Annotated in this window: 17 protein-coding genes; 14 read left to right on the top strand and 3 right to left on the bottom strand. The window is 43.4% G+C overall.

All coding sequences use genetic code 11. The features are described 5' to 3' along the window. The first annotated feature begins 1 nt into the window (after position 1). Entirely contained in the window at positions 2-1,207 is a 1,206-nt protein-coding gene (arsJ, locus tag MHN30_RS06630; protein WP_130165424.1) for an organoarsenical effux MFS transporter ArsJ, read from the top strand. A gap of 14 nt (positions 1,208-1,221) precedes the next feature. Here arsJ and MHN30_RS06635 read toward each other — a convergent pair whose 3' ends face one another. Next, positions 1,222-2,253, bottom strand: coding sequence for a LacI family DNA-binding transcriptional regulator (locus MHN30_RS06635; RefSeq protein WP_239359008.1), 1,032 nt, complete (start codon positions 2,251-2,253; stop codon positions 1,222-1,224). A gap of 170 nt (positions 2,254-2,423) precedes the next feature. Between MHN30_RS06635 and MHN30_RS06640 the strand changes: the two genes are divergently transcribed. The 7 genes from MHN30_RS06640 (at position 2,424) to MHN30_RS06670 (ending at position 9,890) form a co-directional block, all read left to right on the top strand. Beyond that, a complete protein-coding gene (locus tag MHN30_RS06640) occupies positions 2,424-2,651 on the top strand; it encodes a FeoA family protein (RefSeq protein ID WP_039495007.1) in 228 nt (75 codons plus the stop codon). A gap of 18 nt (positions 2,652-2,669) precedes the next feature. Continuing rightward, on the top strand, positions 2,670-4,754 hold the full coding sequence (gene feoB / locus MHN30_RS06645; protein WP_239359009.1) for a ferrous iron transport protein B: 2,085 nt from the start codon (positions 2,670-2,672) through the stop codon (positions 4,752-4,754). Between the two features lie 266 nt (positions 4,755-5,020). Next, positions 5,021-5,449, top strand: a complete 429-nt coding sequence (locus MHN30_RS06650; RefSeq protein ID WP_039495011.1) for a GNAT family N-acetyltransferase — start codon at positions 5,021-5,023, stop codon at positions 5,447-5,449. Positions 5,450-5,554: 105 nt separating this feature from the next. Beyond that, complete coding sequence (locus tag MHN30_RS06655) at positions 5,555-7,408, top strand: monovalent cation:proton antiporter-2 (CPA2) family protein (RefSeq protein WP_069019362.1); 1,854 nt, start codon at positions 5,555-5,557, stop codon at positions 7,406-7,408. Positions 7,409-7,433: 25 nt separating this feature from the next. Next, positions 7,434-8,333, top strand: coding sequence for a LysR family transcriptional regulator (locus tag MHN30_RS06660; protein ID WP_239359010.1), 900 nt, complete (start codon positions 7,434-7,436; stop codon positions 8,331-8,333). Between the two features lie 83 nt (positions 8,334-8,416). Beyond that, a complete protein-coding gene (locus MHN30_RS06665) occupies positions 8,417-9,106 on the top strand; it encodes a pirin-like bicupin family protein (RefSeq protein ID WP_130165429.1) in 690 nt (229 codons plus the stop codon). Between the two features lie 46 nt (positions 9,107-9,152). Then, positions 9,153-9,890 carry a sulfite exporter TauE/SafE family protein gene (locus tag MHN30_RS06670; protein WP_239359011.1) on the top strand — a complete coding sequence of 246 codons (738 nt, stop codon included), beginning with the start codon at positions 9,153-9,155 and terminating at the stop codon, positions 9,888-9,890. Between the two features lie 62 nt (positions 9,891-9,952). Here MHN30_RS06670 and MHN30_RS06675 read toward each other — a convergent pair whose 3' ends face one another. Together MHN30_RS06675 and MHN30_RS06680 are read right to left on the bottom strand one after the other, a co-directional pair. Then, positions 9,953-10,387, bottom strand: coding sequence for a hemerythrin domain-containing protein (locus MHN30_RS06675; protein WP_239359012.1), 435 nt, complete (start codon positions 10,385-10,387; stop codon positions 9,953-9,955). A 16-nt stretch (positions 10,388-10,403) separates the two neighbouring features. After that, on the bottom strand, positions 10,404-10,931 hold the full coding sequence (locus tag MHN30_RS06680; protein ID WP_239359014.1) for a hypothetical protein: 528 nt from the start codon (positions 10,929-10,931) through the stop codon (positions 10,404-10,406). A 537-nt stretch (positions 10,932-11,468) separates the two neighbouring features. Here MHN30_RS06680 and MHN30_RS06685 point away from each other — a divergent pair. The 6 genes from MHN30_RS06685 (at position 11,469) to MHN30_RS06710 (ending at position 21,403) form a co-directional block, all read left to right on the top strand. Next, positions 11,469-13,652, top strand: a complete 2,184-nt coding sequence (locus MHN30_RS06685; protein WP_239359025.1) for a pre-peptidase C-terminal domain-containing protein — start codon at positions 11,469-11,471, stop codon at positions 13,650-13,652. Positions 13,653-13,787: 135 nt separating this feature from the next. Further along, complete coding sequence (locus MHN30_RS06690) at positions 13,788-15,617, top strand: M28 family metallopeptidase (protein ID WP_239359026.1); 1,830 nt, start codon at positions 13,788-13,790, stop codon at positions 15,615-15,617. Between the two features lie 140 nt (positions 15,618-15,757). Beyond that, positions 15,758-17,479, top strand: coding sequence for an ATP-binding protein (locus MHN30_RS06695; protein ID WP_239359027.1), 1,722 nt, complete (start codon positions 15,758-15,760; stop codon positions 17,477-17,479). After that, complete coding sequence (locus tag MHN30_RS06700) at positions 17,472-18,830, top strand: sigma-54 dependent transcriptional regulator (RefSeq protein ID WP_222245047.1); 1,359 nt, start codon at positions 17,472-17,474, stop codon at positions 18,828-18,830. The genes MHN30_RS06695 and MHN30_RS06700 overlap by 8 nt, the downstream gene beginning before the upstream one ends. Positions 18,831-18,991: 161 nt before the next feature. Beyond that, complete coding sequence (locus tag MHN30_RS06705; protein WP_102057986.1) at positions 18,992-19,942, top strand: porin; 951 nt, start codon at positions 18,992-18,994, stop codon at positions 19,940-19,942. A gap of 12 nt (positions 19,943-19,954) precedes the next feature. Then, a complete protein-coding gene (locus tag MHN30_RS06710) occupies positions 19,955-21,403 on the top strand; it encodes an SLC13 family permease (RefSeq protein ID WP_239359028.1) in 1,449 nt (482 codons plus the stop codon). Positions 21,404-21,429 lie beyond the last annotated feature (26 nt).

Consider the following 21,429-nt stretch of genomic DNA (forward strand, 5'->3'; position numbering starts at 1 on the left):
CATGCAGCTGCGTAATATACCTCAAGATATCAAGCAGTACCTCATTGTGACAGGCAACTATTGGGCGTTTACCTTAACGGATGGTGCGCTCAGAATGTTGGTGGTGCTTTACTTTCACCAATTGGGTTATAACCCGCTTGAAATTGCCATGCTATTTCTCTTCTATGAAATTTTTGGTGTTGTCACCAATTTAATTGGAGGGTGGCTTGGCGCACGCATTGGCTTAAACCGCACCATGAATATTGGGTTAGGCATACAAATAGTAGCATTATTGATGTTAGTAGTACCAACGCACTGGCTTACCGTGCCTTATGTTATGGCAGCACAGGCGCTCTCAGGTATTGCCAAAGATCTCAATAAAATGAGTGCCAAAAGTGCAATAAAGGCCATCGTAAAATCGGGTGAAGAAGGGACCTTGTTTAAGTGGGTGGCAATACTTACCGGCTCAAAGAATGCGCTAAAAGGCGTCGGATTTTTTCTTGGCGGGTTGTTGCTTACCTTACTTGGCTTTACCGGCGCGATGTGGTCGATGGCAATCATGTTGCTATTAGTGTGGTTGTTTAGCGTTATCAGCTTAAAAAGCGATTTAGGCAAGGCTAAAAGCAAACCCAAATTTAGCGATGTATTTTCAAAAAGCCGAGCAATTAATATGCTATCTGCCGCGCGATTGTTTTTATTTGCCGCACGGGATGTTTGGTTTGTGGTTGCGCTTCCTGTCTTTTTATCGCAGCAGTTCGGTTGGGATCATTGGTGGGTTGGTGGCTTTATGGCTACTTGGGTCATCGGTTATGGCATCGTGCAATCAACAACTCCTAGATTTATTAGTCGTGATACGTTTGCATCAACACCAAGTAAAGTCAGCGGATGGGCGTTGTATTTGGCAGCTATTCCGCTGTTGATTGCTATCTCACTTCAAGCGCAGCTCTGGACAAGCTTAGCCGTAGTAGGTGGACTTTTGCTCTTTGGTTTTGTGTTTGCTATCAATTCATCTCTTCACAGCTATCTTATTGTGAGTTTGGCCGATAGTGATGGAGTGTCACTTGATGTGGGCTTCTATTATATGGCGAACGCTATCGGGCGATTACTCGGTACTGTGCTATCAGGTTGGATCTTTTTGGAGTATGGTTTGGTGGCTTGTTTAGTGGTATCAAGTGTGATGTTGTTGTTGGCAGGGATCATTTCCTGCAGATTACCCAGGCGAGTCTAATTGATAGGGGGCAATTAACAGCTCTGCCCCATTTTTAAGGTATAGCCAAGCATAACTTTATCATCACTTTTATCTAAGAAGAGTTTGGCTGCTTCTCGGCCTTTTTCTTCACTATTTTGATGAATGGTAGTTAGGCTAGGGCTAAAGCGTAGCGCTTCATCAACGCCATCAAAACCAACGACTTTAAGCTCCTGTGGTATCTTTACACCAAGTTTTTTGGCTTCTCTTAACAGCGGTAGTGCAATTAAATCACTCATACACAGTACGGTATTAGGCCTTGGTGAGAGGTTAAGTAGTTCTTTTGCGGCGATATTTGCAAACCTTTCGCTGCTTTCAGGAATATTCCACACTCTGTCTTCACCAAGTGTTAATCCACGCTCTCCAATAGCTTTGAGATATCCGCTATAACGCTGATGTGCAATAGAGGTCTGTATGTCTGTTAGGTTTTGCTCGTATACACGGCATAGCAAATCAGTGTCTAATAATCTCAAACCAAAAATAGCAACATCACTATCGTCGTTCAGTGCTTTACTCGCTACATCAAAGGCGGCTTGTTGGTTGTCGATATTAATACTGGCATGCGCGGGCAAATCAAAGTCAACCGTCACAACCTGTTTGCTAACATTCGCAAGATGCTCAATTAACTTGGGATTACGCGGGCGGCCATAACAAATTAAGCCGTCGACGAAATCGACAATGTCTCCGACATTATCTGCGGTGCCTGAGAACAAGAGTAGGTTAATATGCTGAGCTTCTAAAACGCTTGCAACTCCTCGCATAAAGCTACTCGCAACGGGATCTGATACCATATATTCAACGCTATCGGGTAGTACCAGCGCGACAATGTTAAACGAGCCCTTACGCAGCGATTGGGCTGCCTTGTTAGGCCCAAAATAACCCAATTCATTACAGGCTTTTAAAATTTCTTCTCGTTTGGATTTAGAGAGTTGATCTGGTCTGTTAAAAGCATTCGATACCGTTGCATTTGACACGCCTAATTCCGCCGCAATGCTTTTGAGCGTCCATTTTTTTTTGTCGTTACTCATTGGCAGGACCCCTTAATACAGTCAGGCATATGGCAATGGTTTAGTCCATCTTAACTAGTAAACACCTTAAATAACAAGCAATAATAGATTATTGTCGCAATCTAGTTTAAAGAAAATAGTCAATGAGGTATGATGCGCCATACTTTTATTGCAAATTGTTCTCATAATCAATGACATTAGATAAACTTTCCAAAAATAACGCAGCGACCATCACTTCTCTTACCCATCCAGATACTGCGTTACTGAGTCGAATAATGGCACTTGGAATTATTCCTGGTGAGCAAATAGAAGTCATTAACGTCGCCCCACTTGGATGCCCGATGCAAGTGAAAATTGGTGACACCTTTGTGAGTGTGCGTAAGGCCGACGCACAGTTCGTTGAAATTGAAGTTTTATAAGTTATTAAGGGCTCACGTATGAAAATTGCGTTAGTGGGCAACCCGAACTGCGGGAAAACCACATTATTTAACCGCCTGACCGGCTCTAAACAAAAAGTAGGGAATTGGCCAGGGGTAACTGTCGAGAAAAAATTCGGCTATTTTGCTTTAGAAAACACAAACGTAGAATTGGTAGATTTGCCCGGGCTCTATAGCATGGAACAAATTGAGCCAAGCCAAGATGAGCAAATCGCGTGTGACTTCCTAAAGCAAAATGAAGCCGATGTCATCATTAACATCGTGGATGCCGCTAACTTACAGCGAAACCTCGTATTAACTTCCCAGCTGAAAGAATTAGGCAAGCCTATTCTTGTTGTTGCAAATATGGTTGATGTCGCAACACAGCGTGGGAGAACGTTAGATTTAAAAAGACTCTCTGAACAGTTAGGGTTACCTGTAGTGCCATTCCACGGTGCTAAAGGTACAGGGCAAGAAGCGTTGTTGGAACAACTCGCACAGATCACGCGTTTTCCAAAAGCACCTGTGACGGCAAACACCGAAAGTGCCGGCAGCGATCCCCTCGAAAAAGCGGTTGCTCGTCACCAAGTAGTGAAAAAATTGGCTGATGGCGTAAGTATCATTACGCCAAAACGTGCAGATACAACAGAAACGCTTGATAAAATCGTGCTCAACCGCTGGCTTGGCGTGCCTATTTTCTTAGCCATGATGTATTTAATGTTTACCATTGCGGTGAATGTTGGTGCTGTATTTATCGACTTTTTTGACATCGCCGTGGGCGCCTTACTCATCGATGGTGTAAAAATCTTGCTAGCAGATATTGGCGCACCTCAATGGCTGGGTGTGTTATTGGCTGATGGTTTTGGTGCGGGTATTCAATTAGTGGCGACCTTCATCCCTGTTATTGCGGTGCTGTATCTGTGCTTATCCATTTTGGAAGATAGTGGTTATCTTTCTCGGGCCGCGTTTGTTATTGACCGTTTGATGTCATCCATTGGTCTACCTGGCAATGCTTTTGTCCCTTTGATCGTTGGATTCGGCTGTAATGTGCCTGCGGTTATGGCGTCAAGAACGATGGGTCGAGAGTCCGATCGATTACTGACGATTATTATGGCGCCATTTATGTCCTGCGGCGCACGTTTGACGGTATATGCGTTATTTGCAGCGGCTTTCTTTCCAACGAACGGAGCCAATGTTGTTTTTGGTCTGTATTTGCTTGGCATATTGGTTGCGGTAGGTTCTGGCTTTTTATTTAGAAAGCAAGTATTCAAAACGCAAAAATTACCCTCATTTACCGAGATGCCAGCGTATCATATGCCAATTTGGCGCAATATATTCATTACCACTTGGCAGCGTCTGAGCGGCTTTATCAAACGTGCTGGCAAAACAATTGTTATGGTAGTTATTTTACTCAGTGCATTAAACTCGATTGGTACCGACGGTTCGTTTGGCAATGAGAATACAGATAAGTCACTTTTGGCGAAGGCTGCACAAGTGGTCACGCCAATCTTTGAGCCAATAGGGTTAAAAGAGGAAAACTGGCCTGCTACGGTTGGTGTTGTGACTGGTATGTTTGCCAAAGAAGCCATCGTCGGTACTTTAGATGCGCTTTATACCGGTGCCGAAGAAGAAGGTGGAGAGTTTTCATTGTTGGCTTCGTTAAAAGAAGCGTTGATGACCATAGTAGACAATAGTAAAGATCTTATCGCAAACCTTGGTGATCCATTAGGACTTAACGAATTAGAGTCAGGCGCTGAAAGTGGCACTGCGCTACTTACTGCAATGGCCGCGAAATTTAATGGTCAAATCGGTGCATTTAGTTATCTTGTCTTTATCTTACTTTACACCCCTTGTGTAGCGGTATTAGGTGCAATTAAACGTGAATCTGGCGGTAAGTGGATGTGGCTTGTTATTGGCTGGACGACCTCAATTGCTTATATCATGGCGACTTTAGTTTACCAAGCTAGTCAGTTAAGCACCTCGCCAACGAGTGCTTCGCTTTGGATTATAGCGATGTTGTTGTTTGGATTTGCGTGGTGGAAAGGGTTATCCAGACTGGGTAATAAACTTAACCAACCACCAACCTATCAAATAAACTTAGGTTAGTTATTCAAAAGCTTGGTTAATTACGGCGCTTAGAGCGCCGTTTTTTATGTTTTGATATCAAGCAAAAAAAAGCAGTGTTAACTGAGTCAACACTGCCAACAACTCTAAATCAATCAAGGGGAGTCTTCGTAAAAAGAGGTTACACCGCTTTATTGACGGAAGGGTGACGCAATAATGAAAGATTTATGACTGTGAAAATTTCACTTTGCTTCTTGCTAAAAATCGCTTAATTTTTAGCTCTATTCTTGCCGTTAACTGGGACAATAATGATAACCACTGATACTCCTCTAATTTTACGCCATCTTGATACTATCCATGCGCTGATCTCTAATTCTTATTGGGCAAAACAAATGCCTAAAGTATTGCTGGAAAAGGCCATTCAAAATAGCCTGAGCTTCATGTATTTGGACGATGAAGGTGAGTTTCAGGGTTTTTGTCGCGTGATAACTGACTATGCCACCTTTGCCTATCTTGCCGACGTGATAGTTGAGGAAAGTGCCAGAGGTAAAGGGGTAGGCAAAGCGATTGTTCAAGCCGTGGTTGAACATCCAGAGCTACAAGGCTTAAGGCGCTTTATGCTGGCAACTTTTGATGCGCATACTCTATATGAAAAATTCGGCTTTGCAGCGGTGCCAGATCCAAGTATTTTGATGCAGATCTGCCATCCTACAATATATTCGGATTTACAAGATTAATTGCTGGATTTTAGTCACTTATATTTTGTTTTTTAGAACGAAGACTGGATAAATGCACTTACCCTGAACATAATAAAGACGATAACAACAACAGGTGTCTTTATTATGTTACTGCTTGCGACTATCTATTTGGCTGCTGCGATATTGGCGGTGCCAATCGCTAAACGGCTAGGGCTTGGCTCTGTGCTTGGATATTTATTGGCAGGGATCCTAATTGGTCCTCATCTTCTTCATCTTGTGGGGGAGCAAACTGACGTCATGCACTTTGCCGAGTTTGGTGTGGTGATGATGCTATTCTTAGTCGGGCTTGAGTTACAACCCAAAAGGCTCTGGACGATGCGCCGCTCTATAGTTGGTCTCGGTGGCTTACAAGTGGTTATAACAACGGCTGTACTCTATTTCGCGATTGATTTAGCGCTTGGCTTTTTGTGGCAGCAATCATTAGCCATTGCGTTAATGTTGGCACTGTCTTCTACCGCCATTGCACTGCAAACCTTAAATGAAAAAGGCTTGATTAAACAATCTGGCGGTCAAAATGCGTTTTCAGTGTTGTTATTTCAAGATATAGCCGTGATCCCCATTCTCGCGATTATGCCGTTGTTAGCATTTAGTGATTTGGCTGTGAGTGATGGTCACGGCAATTTGTTACATGCTTTTCCGACTTATCTCCAAGTGATTATCTCTGTTTTTGTGATTTTGGCTATTATCGCTGCTGGGCATTATGTCGCCGCGCCGTTATTTAGGTATATTGCCAGCACTCGAATGCGCGAGCTATTTACCGTGGTGGCGCTATTTATCGTTATCGCAACCGCGTTATTGATGCAAAGCATTGGTTTATCCCCAGCGCTTGGAACATTTCTCGCGGGTGTTGTTCTCGCGGAAAGTGAATTTCGCCATGAATTAGAAGCCGATATTGAACCGTTTAAAGGGTTACTTCTTGGCCTCTTTTTCATGACAGTCGGCGCATCAATCGACTTTTCCTTATTGGCACAAAAATGGTTATTTATTTTAGCGTCAGTGGTGCTGTTAATGGGGTTAAAGGCGGTTATTTTATATTTGTTGGCAACGGCGTTTTCACTGCATAAGCGAGCGACATGGTTATTTACTGCAGCCCTGTGTCAAGGCGGAGAGTTCGCGTTTGTACTACTTTCTGTTACTGGCAGTTTAGCAATCTTAACTCCAGATCAAGTTGCGTTAGTCACACTGGTTGTTGCGGTATCTATGCTCGGATCGCCCCTTATTTTTATTCTTTACGACAAAATAGTTGAACGTCAGGCCAATACTACTCAAGAACAAGATAGCTTAGAGACGATGGAAGCGACACAAAACGTTATTGTGGTCGGCTACGGGCGTTTTGGCCAAGTGATAGGGCGCTTGCTCCATGCGCAGGGCTATCATTTATCGATCTTGGATCACAGCCCAAGCCAAATTGAATTACTCCGTCGCTTTGGCAATCAAGTATTTTATGGCGATGGTGCACGATTAGATTTGCTCGAAGCCGCAGGGGCTCACGAAGCGCAAATGCTGGTCGTAGCGATTGATGAACCAGATAAAACCCTCGAAATCGTCAGGTTGGCGCAGCAACACTTCCCTGATCTAAAGCTTGTAGTTCGTGCAACCGACCGTCGCCATGCCTACCAACTGATAAAATTGGGTGTCACTGCGTTTGAGCGAGAAACTTTTGTCTCTGCTGTGAAGCTAGGTGAGCAGGCGCTTAAGTTATTGGGCCATAGCGAAGAAGATGTCGCACGAGCGGGCTACCTCTTTACCAAACACGATGTTGAATCTATGCATATGCTTGCCGATGTGTGGGGAGACGATGAAAGCTATGGTATTGCGATTCGTCAGCGTATGGCTGACCTTAAACAGGTACTTCAGGCGGACGAAAAAGCGCAAGAAGATCTTAATACCTGCCATGGTGAAAATTGTGAAGATAAACCACCAGCCATTGAACAATAACGTATAAATATTAGGTTAAATCAGTATGTTGAGAGTGACACTAGAGCAATGGCGAATGTTTAGAGCCGTTGTTGAATATGGTGGCTTTAATCAAGCTGCTAAAGAAGTACATAAAAGCCAGTCAAGTATCCACACTGCGGTCCATAAAATTGAGGAAGGCCTTGGTGTTAAGCTTTTTAGAGTCGAAGGGCGAAGAACTCTGTTAACCGAAGCGGGTGAAATGATGCTGCGCCGTGCCAATTATCTCTTGGAAGAAGCGGCAAAAGTGGAAGCGGTAGGGCAGACGCTGGGTGAGGGAGTTGAGAGTCAACTGCGCATAGCGGTCGATGAAATTTTCCCACAGCAGTTACTCTATAAGGTGCTAGAAAATACATCTGCACAATATCCTTTATTGCGTGTCGAGTTGGTTGAGTCAGTATTGACTGGTGCATCTGAACTTTTACAAAATACTGACGTAGATATCGCTATTTCTCCGGTTACTTTACAAGGCGGGTTCAGTGAAGAGTTGTGCCAAATCGAGTTTGTTGCAGTGGCAAATCCCAATCACGCATTACATCAATTTGGTCGCGCGCTTACATTCGAAGACTTAAAATCCCATCGCCAAATCGTAGTGAGAGACTCTGCAATCTCACGTAAAAAAGATGAAGGTTGGTTGGGGGCGCATCAACGTTGGACAGTGAGCCATATGACAACCTCGATAGATATGATAGCGCAAGGCTTAGGATTTGCTTGGTTACCTATTCCGGCTATCAAAACGCAACTAGACTCTGGCGTCTTGAAACCACTACCACTAGCGCAACATAGTCAGCGTAAAGCACAGCTTCATCTTATTTTTAAAGATGGTGACAGGCTTGGACCCGCCGCGCGCGCTTTTATTGGTGAGTTAAGATATCAGTGTATGCAGCTAGAACATTCTATGGAATAGAATGATTGATGTTAAATTATCAAATTTTATTCGTTTCAAACAGGTAATAGACTAAGGTCATCAACATGCGTTTGGAGCGAAACATGCGATATATTCGAAAAGCACAAGATAGAGGTAAAGCAGATTTTGGCTGGTTGCAAAGCCAACATAGTTTCTCATTTGGTCGATATTATGATCCCGCCCACATGGGATTTGGTAATCTTAGGGTGATCAATGATGACACAGTACTTGGTGGTCATGGCTTTGATACTCATGGTCACCGAGATATGGAAATTATTTCCTATGTCATTGACGGTGAATTAGCACATCAAGATAGTATGGGTAATCAGTTTACCGTGGTGGCAGGTGAAGTTCAGAGAATGAGCGCAGGCAGTGGCATTCTTCATTCAGAATACAATGCTTCAAAGGCAGCGCCTGCACATTTTTTACAAATTTGGATAGAGCCAAAGCTTAAAGGCATAACGCCGAGTTATGAACAAATTCAAATTAAACAAAGTAGTGCACTTACGCCGATTGTTACGCCTACAGGCGCACAGGGTACTCTGAGTATCAATGCTGAAGCTGAAATACACCGCTTGCAGCTACATCAAGGTCAACAGATTGAGCTGAATGCGCACGCGCAAAAAGCCTATTTGCACATTGTTGGCGGTGAAGCGACGCTTGATGGTGAGGCATTTCAGCAAGGAGATGGTATCGGTCTGATTGCTGGTGACAACATGCAGGTTAAGGCAGTAACAGATGTTGAAGCGCTGTGGTTTTTATTACTTAACTAAGCAAATTGGTATTAAATTCAGCGCCTAGAATTAAAGGAATTTAAGAATGACTGAACCAATTCAACTTGCAGTAATTGCCCTGGTCGTTCTGCTAAGTGGTATTTCAAAGTCTGGCTTTGCAGGCGCCTTAGGGGCGTTTTCTGTTCCAATTTTGATGATGGTGTTGAACCCAAGGGATGCCATTGCGTTGATGCTTCCGCTACTTATCGTCGCGGATGTTTTTAGCCTGAAGAGCTATTGGCGCTTATGGAATGTGTCGGAATTAAAGCGGCTATTGCCAGGTACACTAGTCGGGATAGCCTTAGCAACGCTTTTTCTTCAAGGTGTCAGTGAGTTTTGGCTGACGGTTGTGATTGCAGCGATGAGTATAGTATTTGCGCTTAAAAGCTTACTGATTAAAAATACACCTGAAAGTGTTGGGCACTTAAGGTTACTGGCCGCGAGCACCTCTACCGCAGCTGGTATCTCCACGACCTTAATTCATGCTGGCGGCCCACCACTCATGGTGTATTTTAACGCTCGAAAATTGGAGCCAACGGCTTATATCGCGACGGTTGCGGTACTATTTGCGCTGATGAATGTGATTAAGTTGGCGACCTTCTCTGCAACTGGGTTGTTACAGTGGCAACATGTGCTGCTTGCTATTTGTTTTACACCTTTAGCGTTGCTAGGTAATAGACTCGGTGTGCACCTTGCGAAACGCTTACCTAAAAAGCAATTTTTGCTGATGATGAATGGACTATTGCTCATGCTTGGACTGGTCTTAATTGGTAAATTGTTGTGATGGTATAGGGTTACCAACATCCAGCAAAGTAAATGCCCACAACATGGTGTGGGCATAGGAAACTATAACTGCTCTTCCATCTCTTTTTGATACTCATCTGCAAGTTTCGACTTTTCACTTTTATCAAGTACCTTACCCGCACGCTGGAAAAACGCTTGCTCTTCGTCGGCCAAGTGATGCTCAACTTTGTCTTTGAGCTTTTTCAATTTAGTTAGCCAACTAGGGTCGGAAAACTCCGTATTATCCAGTGCCTCAATTAGCTCATCAATCTCATGATGCTCCGCGATACCATGGCGAGAGTCTTCGATCGTCATATCGCTGTCCATTAATGGGGCATAAAAGTACCTTTCTTCTGCGATGGCATGCGCCTCTAGCGCGTCCTTCAACTCTTTATAGTACTTTTCGCGGACCTTTGAATCACCAGACGTTTCTGCCAACATATTCAATAGGGCGCGTTGATGATCATGATCTTGCTTTATTGCATTAAAAATTTCCATGTAGATTACCTCTTATCTAGCTTAAAACGTCTGCTTTGGTGCTGTTTTTAAAAAACGACATGAGTTTGCTACGATGCGCCTCATTATTCGTTTTAATGATAAGCAGCCACTTGCCCTCTGCGATTTTATTCATCACCGCCTGATTAAACGCATCTTTGTCTGGACGCAAAGAAATAAGGCCTGAGGCAAATAGCCCTAAAAATAAGCCGGGGCTTAATAAAGCGATAAACGTTAAATAAGGATTAGCTTGAGTGAAAGCCGGTCCATAACTTACCAATAGCCCCGCGACGAGAAAGCCTAATATCACCCCCATGCTGCCAAGGTACAAATGCCAATTAAGCATGTTCTTGGCAAGGCGACTTTCGCTTTTAGGCTCAAGTTTTTTGTCAGCACCTTTGTCATACGGATTAACCAGTTGTAGATGCTCATGTTGAACAAGGTGGCTATTTAACAATTCATTTTGCAATTCTTCTGCGGCTGCTTTCCCTGTTAGAACGGCCCCAACTCTATGATCTGCGTAGGATAATATTTCAAAAGTATCCATTACTCCTCCTAATTTCGTTGCAGCTTGTAATTATTCAAACTGCAAGTGTTATACCGAGAGAGTAAGATTTCTAATATATTGAATTTTATTAATAATTTTAAACTCTAGATGTTGTGGAGTTGAACAAATGAAGCACAAACAAGAAAGAATTACCGAGTAGTTACTACATGTTTTGATACAACATAATGATTGTAAAGTTAGTTTAGGGAAGAAATTGGCATATTTACTCATATCGTATCAAAAAATTTACAAAGATGTGTTTTGTTACTTAATTCAAGATATTAAGCTTGAGTCTATTTTTTAAACAAGCGCATGAAAGCATTGCATAAATATTTAAAGTAAATTAAATATTATTAAAATGTTAACTTTGGGGTTTATTTATTTGATTTGCTGCCTAGTCTAATAAGGCGTGGCAAGTGCTAATAGGCTTGCCATGTCTTCTGCAGTTGAAGGAGAAAACAGTCACATTTCATCCAATGCTTCTTGTGAGGCAATGATGAAAAGGACAATAAAACAACAATACTAGGAGTGTAATTCGTGAAATTATCTACAGTAACTATGGCTACGGCGTGTGCGATTGCGTTTACTTCGCTCAGTGCTCAAGCTGCAACAAAACAATACCTAAACCAGCAAGCTGACATTAATACTATGCTTAAATCAGCTTCTCAAACTGTGTTGAGTACACAGCCAGAAGTGCTGATTGGCTTAGAAAATGCGAGCCAACTAAAGGAGCTTAAAAGCTTCAATAGTAAAAAAGGTGAAGTAACTAAGCGTTTTCAACAAATGTACCAAGGATTACCAGTGATTGGTGATTCGGTCATTTTAACGTTTGACGATGCCGGTGCGCTTAAAAAAGCTCACGGTGCGGCGGTTTATAACATCGCGGCTGACATCGGTTCGGTAAAACCCAAGCTAAATGCCAAAATGGCATTGAGTCAGTTTGAAAAACAGTCGCTTAGTGCAGACAAAAAGCTTAAAAAACATAATGAAAAATCTCGCCTAGCGATCTGGCTTGATGGCAATTCAACGGCACGTTTAGTGTATGAAGTCACTTTCGTTACTTATGGTGATGAGCCTAAGCGTCCATATTTGATCATTGATGCAAACACAGGCGAAGTGTTAGAAAGCTTCAACAACTTGCAGCATGCAAATGCGACAGGCCCAGGTGGTAACCAAAAGACCGGTCGTTACCAGTATGGTACTGATTATGGTCATCTAGACGTAGCGCAGTCGGGCAGTAATTGTACCATGACGAATGCGAACGTTAAGACAATTAACTTAAATCACGGTAGCAGCGGCTCGACTGCACATAGCTTTACGTGCCCAGAAAATACCGTTAAAGAAATTAACGGTGCATACTCACCGCTGAACGACGCCCATTATTTTGGCAATGTAGTATTTAATATGTACAACGATTGGCTTGGTGCGGCACCTTTGTCTTTCCAATTACAAATGCGTGTTCACTACAGCAGCAATTATGAAAATGCGTTTTGGGATGGCAGCGCGATGACGTTCGGTGATGGTGCGAATACATTCTATCCGTTGGTAAGTCTTGATGTATCTGCTCACGAAGTAAGTCATGGCTTCACTGAGCAAAACTCAGGTCTAGTATACCGTTATAAATCAGGTGGCTTGAACGAAGCGTTTTCTGATATGGCTGGTGAGGCTGCTGAATTTTATATGAAAGGCAGCAATGATTGGCTAGTTGGCCAAGACATCTTCAAAGGCAGTGGCGCATTGCGTTATATGAATGATCCAACACAAGACGGTCGCTCAATCGATCATCAGTCTAACTATACGTCTAGCATGGACGTTCACCACACTTCAGGGGTGTTCAACAAAGCCTTCTACAATCTGGCCACTACGGCAGGTTGGGATACAAAAAAAGCCTTTATCGTAATGGCAAAAGCTAACCAAATGTACTGGACTGCGAACACCGACTGGGATACTGCAGGTAACGGTGTAATGGATGCGGCATGTGACCTAGGTTATGAACCTGGTGATGTACAAGCAGCGTTAGCAGCGGTTGGCGTTAACTCTAACTTAAGCACGGGTAGTAGCTGTGATACTAATCCACCACCACCTCCTGGTGGCGATGAAGAGTTAACGAGCGGTCAGCCTCGTACTGGGATCAGTGGCGTGGCAAAAGAGCAAATGTTTTTTACCCTTGATGTGCCAGCTGATGCGACTAGCCTAAACTTCAGCACTTCTGGTGGTAGTGGTGATGCGGACCTTTATGTCAAGTATGGCTCTCGTCCGACGCTAAACACTTATGACTGCAATAGCACAACGTCTACAAGCAACGAAAGCTGCGATATTAATAACATTCAAGCTGGTAAGTACTACGTGATGGTCGAAGCGTGGAATCAGATTTCGGGCGTAACTTTGACTGGTACATATAGCTCAACAGGTGGAACTCAACCAATCGATCGCACTGAGTCTAATATCAATGTTGCATCTGGCAGTTGGACACGCTTCACACAAGATCTAAATGCTAGCTACAGCAACCTTGAAGTGAGCATTTCAGGTGGTTCAGGTGATGCGGATCTATATGTAAACTTTGGTTCTCAATCAACAACGTCGAGCTATCAGTGTCGTCCTTATAAAAACGGTAACAACGAGACTTGTACGATTGCAAACCCACAACAAGGTACTTGGTATATTGATTTACGTGGCTATAGCGCAGCAAGCGGTGTAACACTGAATATCAAAGCGAACTAAGTAACAGTTTATAGGGAGCGCAAGCTCCCTTTCTTTATTAATAAAAAAGTCATAAATTTACCTCATTTGAATAATCTTTTTATTTTGCTCAGCGCTTAAATCATGTTGTTATTCAAATGAGTTGAGGATACAACAATGAAATTAACTACACCTATGCTACTGAGCGTTGCCTGTTTGAGTGGCTTTTCTGAAGCGTCTGAAGAGGTTTGGGTGACGATGGATGCGAAGTCTAGTCAGCATTTCCAAGTCCATAATTCTATTCGCGGTACTCACTTCGAACAGCTTTCTTTACCAAACAGCGAAGTTAAAGCGTTAAAAGTACCTGCAAACTTACATTCACACCTGAGTGCATTTATGCACGACGAATATCATCGCTGTGGTGGTTTTGTCGCCCACGACTCTTTAGAGCAGGCGCAAAGCTATCTTGCACAGTTAGAAAGCATAAACCCAAGTGCGGCGCTGGTTAACTACAGCATTGATAACCCCACACGGGTTAACAGCTTAATCTCAAAAGTCAGTACAGTGAACTTGGACAGCAGCGTCAACTCACTAACCAATTTTTATAACCGCTATTATACCTCGCAAACGGGTGTTGATGCCGCTGCATGGGTCAAGCAAACATGGAGCGATATTGCAGCAAGTCGCTCAGATATTAGTGTTGAATATTTTAGCCACTCTTGGGCTCAGTCTTCAGTGATTGTCACCATTCCAGGTAGCGAACTGAGCGATGAAATCGTTATTATCGGCGGGCACCTTGATTCAATTAACCAATCTAACTCGAGTGGGCTTGCGCCGGGTGCGGATGATAATGCCTCTGGGATCGCTGTGCTTACTGAAGCGCTAAGCGCTATTGTTGAAGATGGTTATCAGCCTCAGCGGACAATCCAAATCATGGGCTTTGCGGCAGAAGAAGTTGGGCTTCGAGGTTCTAAAGCTATCGCGCAGTCGTACAGCTCTCAGGGAAAAAACGTAGTCGGTATGACACAATTTGATATGACTGGCCGCAATGGCAGTAGTGCGGATATTGTGATGATGACAGACTATACAAACAGCGCACAGAATCAGTTCTTAGGCCAATTAATTGAAACTTATTTGCCAAACCTAAGCTATGCCTATGACCAATGCGGTTATGGTTGTTCTGACCATGCATCTTGGTATCAGCAAGGGTTCCCAGCTTCTATGCCATTTGAATCAAGAATGTCTGAGATCAACAGAAAAATTCATACCACCAACGATACTGAATTTGATTCAACACATGCACAAAAATTTGCAAAACTCGCGCTGGCGTTTGTTGCTGAGCTTGGTAAAAATGCGGGTGATACACCTCCGCCACCGCCAAACAATGAGCTTGAAAATGGCGTGGCTAAAACGGGCATTTCTGGCGCTTCTAAAAGCCAACAGTTTTTCACCATGGAAGTCCCACAAGGTGCAACTAATTTAAGTTTTACCACCTCAGGTGGCACTGGTGACGCCGATCTCTACGTTCGCTATGGCTCCAAACCTACTTTGGATACTCATGACTGCAAGAGCACTAACTCGTCTAGTAACGAGCAATGCAATATTTCCGCTGTGCAAACTGGCACGTATTACGTGATGGTAGAGGCATGGAACGCGATTTCGGGGGTCAGTTTGGTAGGACAATACGATACCTCAAGTGGCAATACGCCTATTGACGAAACTATCAATAATATTTCTGTCGCCAGCGGACAGTGGCAGTATTTTAGTCAAGCACTAACCGCGGGATATCAAACCCTGACAATTACGACGTCGGGAGGCACGGGAGATGCGGATCTTTATGTTAATTTTGGCACGCAACCAAATACCAGCACCTACCAATGTCGGCCATACAAAAATGGCAATAATGAGGTATGTACAATCTCCAATCCTCAAGCAGGCACTTGGCATATCGGCCTGCAAGGTTACCAAGCCGCGAGCAATGTAACGCTAAATATTAGCGCGAATTAATACGCGTTTAAAATCAAGATCGGAGATAAAACCTTGTTTATCTCTGGTCTTAGCGCTTAGTGATACATTGATTTAAAGAGATTTGATTTAATTGATATTCTGCTTCTGATAGACTCAATGAGTTCAATTAGGAGTTGCGTGTGTCACATAAGTTCTCAGTTAAGATATTAATTTATCTTTTATTATTATTTTGTGGGCTGTGGGCAAGCTACTTGTTCAATGTGGCACAGGATGAGGAAAGTGTCCTTGGTCAGACTAAAACCAATCTAGAAAAGCTCAATAGTTATATCCAGACTGAATTTACTCGTTATCAAGCTATCCAAACGCAATTGAGCTTAAGCAATTTGGTGCAATCAGGCTTACAGCAAGCAACCGCTATAAACTCCAATGAACTGGACAGATATCTACAGGACATTCAAATATCCAGTGGTGCGTCAGACGTTTACCTGCTAGACCTCAGTGGAACTGTGATTGCAAGTAGCAACTGGTATTTGCCGCATAGCTATAAAGGCAGCAATTTTGCCTTTCGCCCCTATTTTTACGAAACAATCGAGGGCAATGAGCATGTCTCTTTTGCGCTCGGTTTACGTTCCAAAACCCGTGGCTTCTATTTTGCTAAATCTGTCTACAAAGATGGATCGCTCGTGGGCGTGGTGGTGATGAAGGTTAACGCCAGTAAATTTGAATCAGATAAAGCCCAGCTTGATACGGGAACTGATAGCCATTTCTTAATTGTGGATGACAATCATATTGTACTGGCATCTGATGTTGAGCAGTGGCGGTTAGCCTCGTTAGGGGAATTGTCCCCAACAAAGCGCAAAGAAATTGAATCCTCAAGGCAGTTTGAAAACGAATCTCTATTCCCTATTGATTGGCGCGTGCTTTCACCAACCAAAGTGAAAACTTCATCTCATGGTAGCGACGCGCTGATGCAAAAGAGGCCGCTTAACAAGCAATACACACTTTATTTGCTACATGAAGTTGCGCCTATCAAAGCGGCACAGTGGCCGCGGCTTGGGGTAACCGCACTGGTATTGATTTTACTCTTTGTTGTTGTCGAGTACACGTTGAGTAAACTGACAGGATACAGACAACTGCTTTTCAGTCAGCGGAGTTTAGAGGCTGAGGTTGCCAGCCGCAAGCAAGCGCTCGAGCAGGCGCAAGATGCACTTATTCGCGCTGCCAAGTTGGCAACCATAGGGCAGCTCAGTGCCAGTATTAACCATGAAATCAATCAACCACTTAGTGCCATGAGTGCGTATGTTGCCAGCGCCAAACGGTTGGCTCAAAAGGGAGAAGTGAGCAAAGTAGTCGAAAACATGGTCCTGATCCAATCTTTGATCACTCGAGTGCATAAAATTGTGGCTCAGCTAAAGTCATTTAGTCAGCATCATGATAATAAGATGCTGGTGGCCAACCTTAAACACTCAGTAGATAACGCCTTAGTTATAGTTGGGCCTGAACTCAAACGCTACGGTGTAGCAATTCAAAGTGAGGGGCTTGCGTGCAATATCTGGGTCGATCCATTTAAGTTTGAGCAAGTACTGGTGAATATTATTAGCAATGCCTGCCAAGCCATTGTTGAGCAAGATAATAAATGTATTTATATTCGCGCCGTGGAGCATGAAGGCAAGATCCAGCTGTCGATTATTGACTCGGGCGAAGGGATAAAACAGCACGCTTTATCTAACATATTTGAACCGTTTTACACCACTAAGTCAGGTAATGGCTTGGGCTTAGGGTTATCCATTTCAAAGCAGATCATTGAATCGTTTCATGGCAAACTCAGTGCCCATAATCATCCGCAAGGTGGTGCCGAGTTTTTAATTAGTTTACACACAAAGAATCCGCAACATGACTGAAGAGAAAACACTATTAATCATTGATGATGAACAAAGTATACGAGATGCACTAAAGCAACTATTTGAAATAGAAGGGTACTCTGTGCAGTGTTTCTCCAGTGCAACGCCTGCATTAAAAAAGCTTTCTCGTCAGTTTGGCGGTGTTGTGCTTTGTGACATCAATATGCCCGAGGTCAATGGTATTCAATTTTTAGAGCAGGTGATGCAGTTTGATTCTGAGTTACCTGTGGTATTTCTAACCGGCTTTGCGGATGTTGAAGTGGCGGTAAAAGCTATCCAAAAAGGGGCTTACGACTTTTTTGAAAAGCCTGTGTCAGAGCCGCTACTTGACTGCATAGAAAGGGCGCTTGATAAACGCCGGTTGGTGATGGAAAACCGAGAGCTAAAAGCGCAAGTTAAGAAAAAGTCTGCGCCGGGCGTGCGGATCTTAGGTGAGACAAAACAAATGCAGCAAATGCTGCATTTGCTTGATGCTGTGATTGATACCCCAGCTGACGTATTGATTGAAGGTGAAACCGGTACAGGAAAGGAATTGGTGGCACGATACTTACACGACCATAGCGAGCGCTCAAACCATAACTTCGTTGCTATCAATTGCGGTGCAATTCCTGAAGAGCTGATTGAAAGTGAATTATTTGGTGCCAAAAGTGGTGCATTTACGGGGGCTAAAGAGTCTCGCGAGGGAAAATTTTCTTTTGCCCAAGGTGGTACGGTTTTTTTGGATGAAATCGAAGCCATGTCTGCGGCTTTACAAGTGAAGCTGCTGCGCGTTTTAGAAGAAAGAAGTGTGACGCCTGTTGGCAGCAACACTGCGATAGCACTGGACATTAGAGTGGTTGCAGCGACCAAAGTGGATTTACAAACCTTAGTCGCACAAGGTAAATTCCGTTCGGATTTATTTTATCGACTTAACCTCGTCAAAGTGAAGATCCCATCACTTCGTTCCAGAAAAGCTGATATTCCGCTGTTATATAAACACTTTAGCTCCATTGCTGCTACTCGCTTCCATAAACCTATGCAGCCAATTAGCCCTGAATTAGAGGCACAGCTACTGGCGCAAGATTGGCCTGGAAACGTGCGAGAGCTGAGAAACCACGCCGAGCGCCATATTTTACTCGGTGGTGCGATGACTGCGAGTAACAACATGCAAAGCAATTTGTCTGATGAAACGTTGAGTTTGGCTGAGAAGGTGAGCTACTACGAACAATCGTTAATTGAAGAAGCGCTGGCACAAAGCCAAGGTAGTATAAAAGATGCGATGAATTTATTAAAAGTGCCGAGAAAAACCTTGTACGACAAGATGAGTAAGTATGGTTTAAATCGCACTATGTTCACCAACGACGATGGGTGAATTTAGTGACACAATATAGATTTAAGTGTGTGGAAATCCGCACATTTTAGCTGGTGTTAATCTTAGATTTTTATTTATCCATCTGATTTATATTAAAAAATAAACTCTGGTCTCAGAATTGCGTTGTCTTAAGCGACAATAATCAAAAAATGAGACAAGTTATGACAGCAAGTAAATCTTTAGTGGCCTTGGCAGTTGCCAGTGCAACGCTATCAGCCTCTGCGTTAGCCGCAGACTACAGCATTTATGGTAAAGCAGAAGTTCAAATTGCCAACACAGACAAAGGTGTGATGCGTTATACCAAAGAGGGCACACAAATTGACGCACCATTTTCAAGAATTGGTGTAAAAGGCACTCACGGCTTATCAAGCGATCTAAAACTCGTCTACAAATATGAAGTACAAGTTAAAGGTTTTGAACACGACGATACCACCGAGCCATTTTCAGCAAGAAACACCTATGTTGGCCTTGAAGGTAAATTTGGTACGGTTTTAGTGGGCAGAAACGACACGCGTTTTAAATTCAGTGAAGGTAAAATCGATCAATTTAACGAAACCCAAAGTGATATTGCCCAAGTGCTAGCAGGCCAAGACAGAGTTGGTGATTCAATTACCTATTCTTCACCTAAATGGAACGACTTTTCTTTTTCTCTGACCTACACACCTAAAGACGACGCGAGCAACGACGAAACTGGGTTTGCAGCTACCGCAATTTATGGTGACCGAGCATTAAAAAATAAAGATTACTATGTTGCTCTGAGTCATACCGACAGTATTGGTAATTTGGTTGCTACGCGTATCGCGTTGGCTTACAAGTGGCAAAAGCTACAACTTGGTGCCATCATCCAAGACAGTGAAAATCTAGCGAAAGACAAATCAGGTAATGGTTATGTGCTAAGCGCAAGTTACCAACTCGATGATAATTGGCGTCCGAAGCTACAGTTTGCCAAAGACTCAAGCGGATTACGCCACAGTGAAGATGCGACTCAGTGGACGCTAGGTACAGACTATATTTTTGATAAACAAACTAACTTGTATGTGATGGCAACGCAGCTCGACCTTGAAACACAAGACGATACTAGCATCGCTGTTGGCTTAAAATATAAGTTTTAAAGGTTCAAGATAATGACAGAAGAGAATAAAAAAACGATAAAAACGCAGCTGTTTCTGTGGCTTGGTCCCTTGGTAATGTTACTGATCTGTTTGGTTGAACCTCCATCGGGCATGTCGGTTGAGGCTTGGAGAACCGCAGGCTTAGCGTTTTGGCTAGCTTCTTGGTGGATAACCGAAGCTGTGCCTATTCCGGCGGCTTCGTTATTACCCTTGGTTATTTCGCCTCTAGTCGGGATTGCATCTATTAAAGCCGTCGCTGCACCGTTTGCGCATCCTTTGATTTATCTATTTCTGGGTGGATTTTTGCTCTCAATCGCCATGGAAAGGTGGGGGCTGCATAAACGCATCGCGCTGAATACCATGTTGTTCGCAGGCAATAAACCGAGTATACAGATCTTAGCGATGATGGGCGTGACAGCATTTTTATCTATGTGGATGTCAAACACGGCAACGGCGGTCATGATGTTACCGATTGCACTTTCGGTTATTCACTTGGTAAAAGAGCAGGGTGGAGATAGCCAAAGCTTTGCTAAAGCGCTATTACTTTCTATCGCTTATGGAGCCAGTATTGGAGGCATTGCAACTTTAATTGGTACGCCACCAAATGCGTTAATGGCTGCATACTTATCCGACAGTTATCAAATTGAGATTGGTTTTGCCACTTGGATGATGATTGGTGTGCCTTTGTCTTTGGTAATGCTGACATTTGCTTGGTTCTGGTTGACCAAAGTGACTTACAAGGTCGATAAAGAAGAAATTAATGTTGATACTAAGTCGTTATTTACTTCCCAATTAAAAGCACTCGGTGAAATGTCTCGTGCGGAGAAAGGGGTTTTTGCGGTATTTATTTTAGCGGCAGTATGCTGGATCTTTAGACCGCTAATTGGCGATGTTACGGGTCTTAAATTGTCAGATACTGGCATTGCAATTGCCGCTGCACTGTTACTATTTGTTCTTCCAGCCAAGTCGGGAAGTGACGAACGTATTTTAGATTGGGAAAGCGCAGCTAAGGTGCCTTGGGGTATTTTGCTATTATTTGGCGGTGGTTTATCACTAGCGGCACAGATCAAATCTTCAGGACTTGCCGATTACATCGCTAACTTACTTGCGGGCGCGGATGCCATGGGCTTAGTGCTTGGAGTACTAGTTGTTGCAGCACTTATTACGTTCTTAACGGAAATTACCAGCAATACCGCAACGGCTGCAGGCTTTTTACCTTTACTTGGTCCTGTCGCTGAATCAATCACGGGTTCACCTTTAGCTTGGGTTATTCCTGCTGCAATCGCGGCCAGTTGCGCCTTTATGATGCCTGTTGCAACACCACCAAATGCCATCGTATTTGGCTCGGGTGAGATCAAAATTAAAGACATGATCCGAGCAGGGTTTGTTTTGAATATAGTCGCGATAGGGTTAATTACAATTGTAACCTTGACTTTGGCAAGGAGCATACTAGGGTTTTAAAGTTGCCATTCTCCACAGGCTGTGTC

Origin of the sequence: Pseudoalteromonas sp. OF7H-1, assembly GCF_022347825.1 — a bacterium.
Classification (GTDB): Bacteria; Pseudomonadota; Gammaproteobacteria; order Enterobacterales; family Alteromonadaceae; genus Pseudoalteromonas; species Pseudoalteromonas maricaloris.

Coding starts and splice junctions, on each gene's coding strand:
- arsJ (WP_130165424.1), top strand. CDS start 2: ATGCAGCTGCGTAATATACCTCAAGATATCAAGCAGTACCTCATTGTG.
- MHN30_RS06635 (WP_239359008.1), bottom strand. CDS start 2,253: ATGAGTAACGACAAAAAAAAATGGACGCTCAAAAGCATTGCGGCGGAA.
- MHN30_RS06640 (WP_039495007.1), top strand. CDS start 2,424: ATGACATTAGATAAACTTTCCAAAAATAACGCAGCGACCATCACTTCT.
- feoB (WP_239359009.1), top strand. CDS start 2,670: ATGAAAATTGCGTTAGTGGGCAACCCGAACTGCGGGAAAACCACATTA.
- MHN30_RS06650 (WP_039495011.1), top strand. CDS start 5,021: ATGATAACCACTGATACTCCTCTAATTTTACGCCATCTTGATACTATC.
- MHN30_RS06655 (WP_069019362.1), top strand. CDS start 5,555: ATGTTACTGCTTGCGACTATCTATTTGGCTGCTGCGATATTGGCGGTG.
- MHN30_RS06660 (WP_239359010.1), top strand. CDS start 7,434: ATGTTGAGAGTGACACTAGAGCAATGGCGAATGTTTAGAGCCGTTGTT.
- MHN30_RS06665 (WP_130165429.1), top strand. CDS start 8,417: ATGCGATATATTCGAAAAGCACAAGATAGAGGTAAAGCAGATTTTGGC.
- MHN30_RS06670 (WP_239359011.1), top strand. CDS start 9,153: ATGACTGAACCAATTCAACTTGCAGTAATTGCCCTGGTCGTTCTGCTA.
- MHN30_RS06675 (WP_239359012.1), bottom strand. CDS start 10,387: ATGGAAATTTTTAATGCAATAAAGCAAGATCATGATCATCAACGCGCC.
- MHN30_RS06680 (WP_239359014.1), bottom strand. CDS start 10,931: ATGGATACTTTTGAAATATTATCCTACGCAGATCATAGAGTTGGGGCC.
- MHN30_RS06690 (WP_239359026.1), top strand. CDS start 13,788: ATGAAATTAACTACACCTATGCTACTGAGCGTTGCCTGTTTGAGTGGC.
- MHN30_RS06700 (WP_222245047.1), top strand. CDS start 17,472: ATGACTGAAGAGAAAACACTATTAATCATTGATGATGAACAAAGTATA.
- MHN30_RS06705 (WP_102057986.1), top strand. CDS start 18,992: ATGACAGCAAGTAAATCTTTAGTGGCCTTGGCAGTTGCCAGTGCAACG.
- MHN30_RS06710 (WP_239359028.1), top strand. CDS start 19,955: ATGACAGAAGAGAATAAAAAAACGATAAAAACGCAGCTGTTTCTGTGG.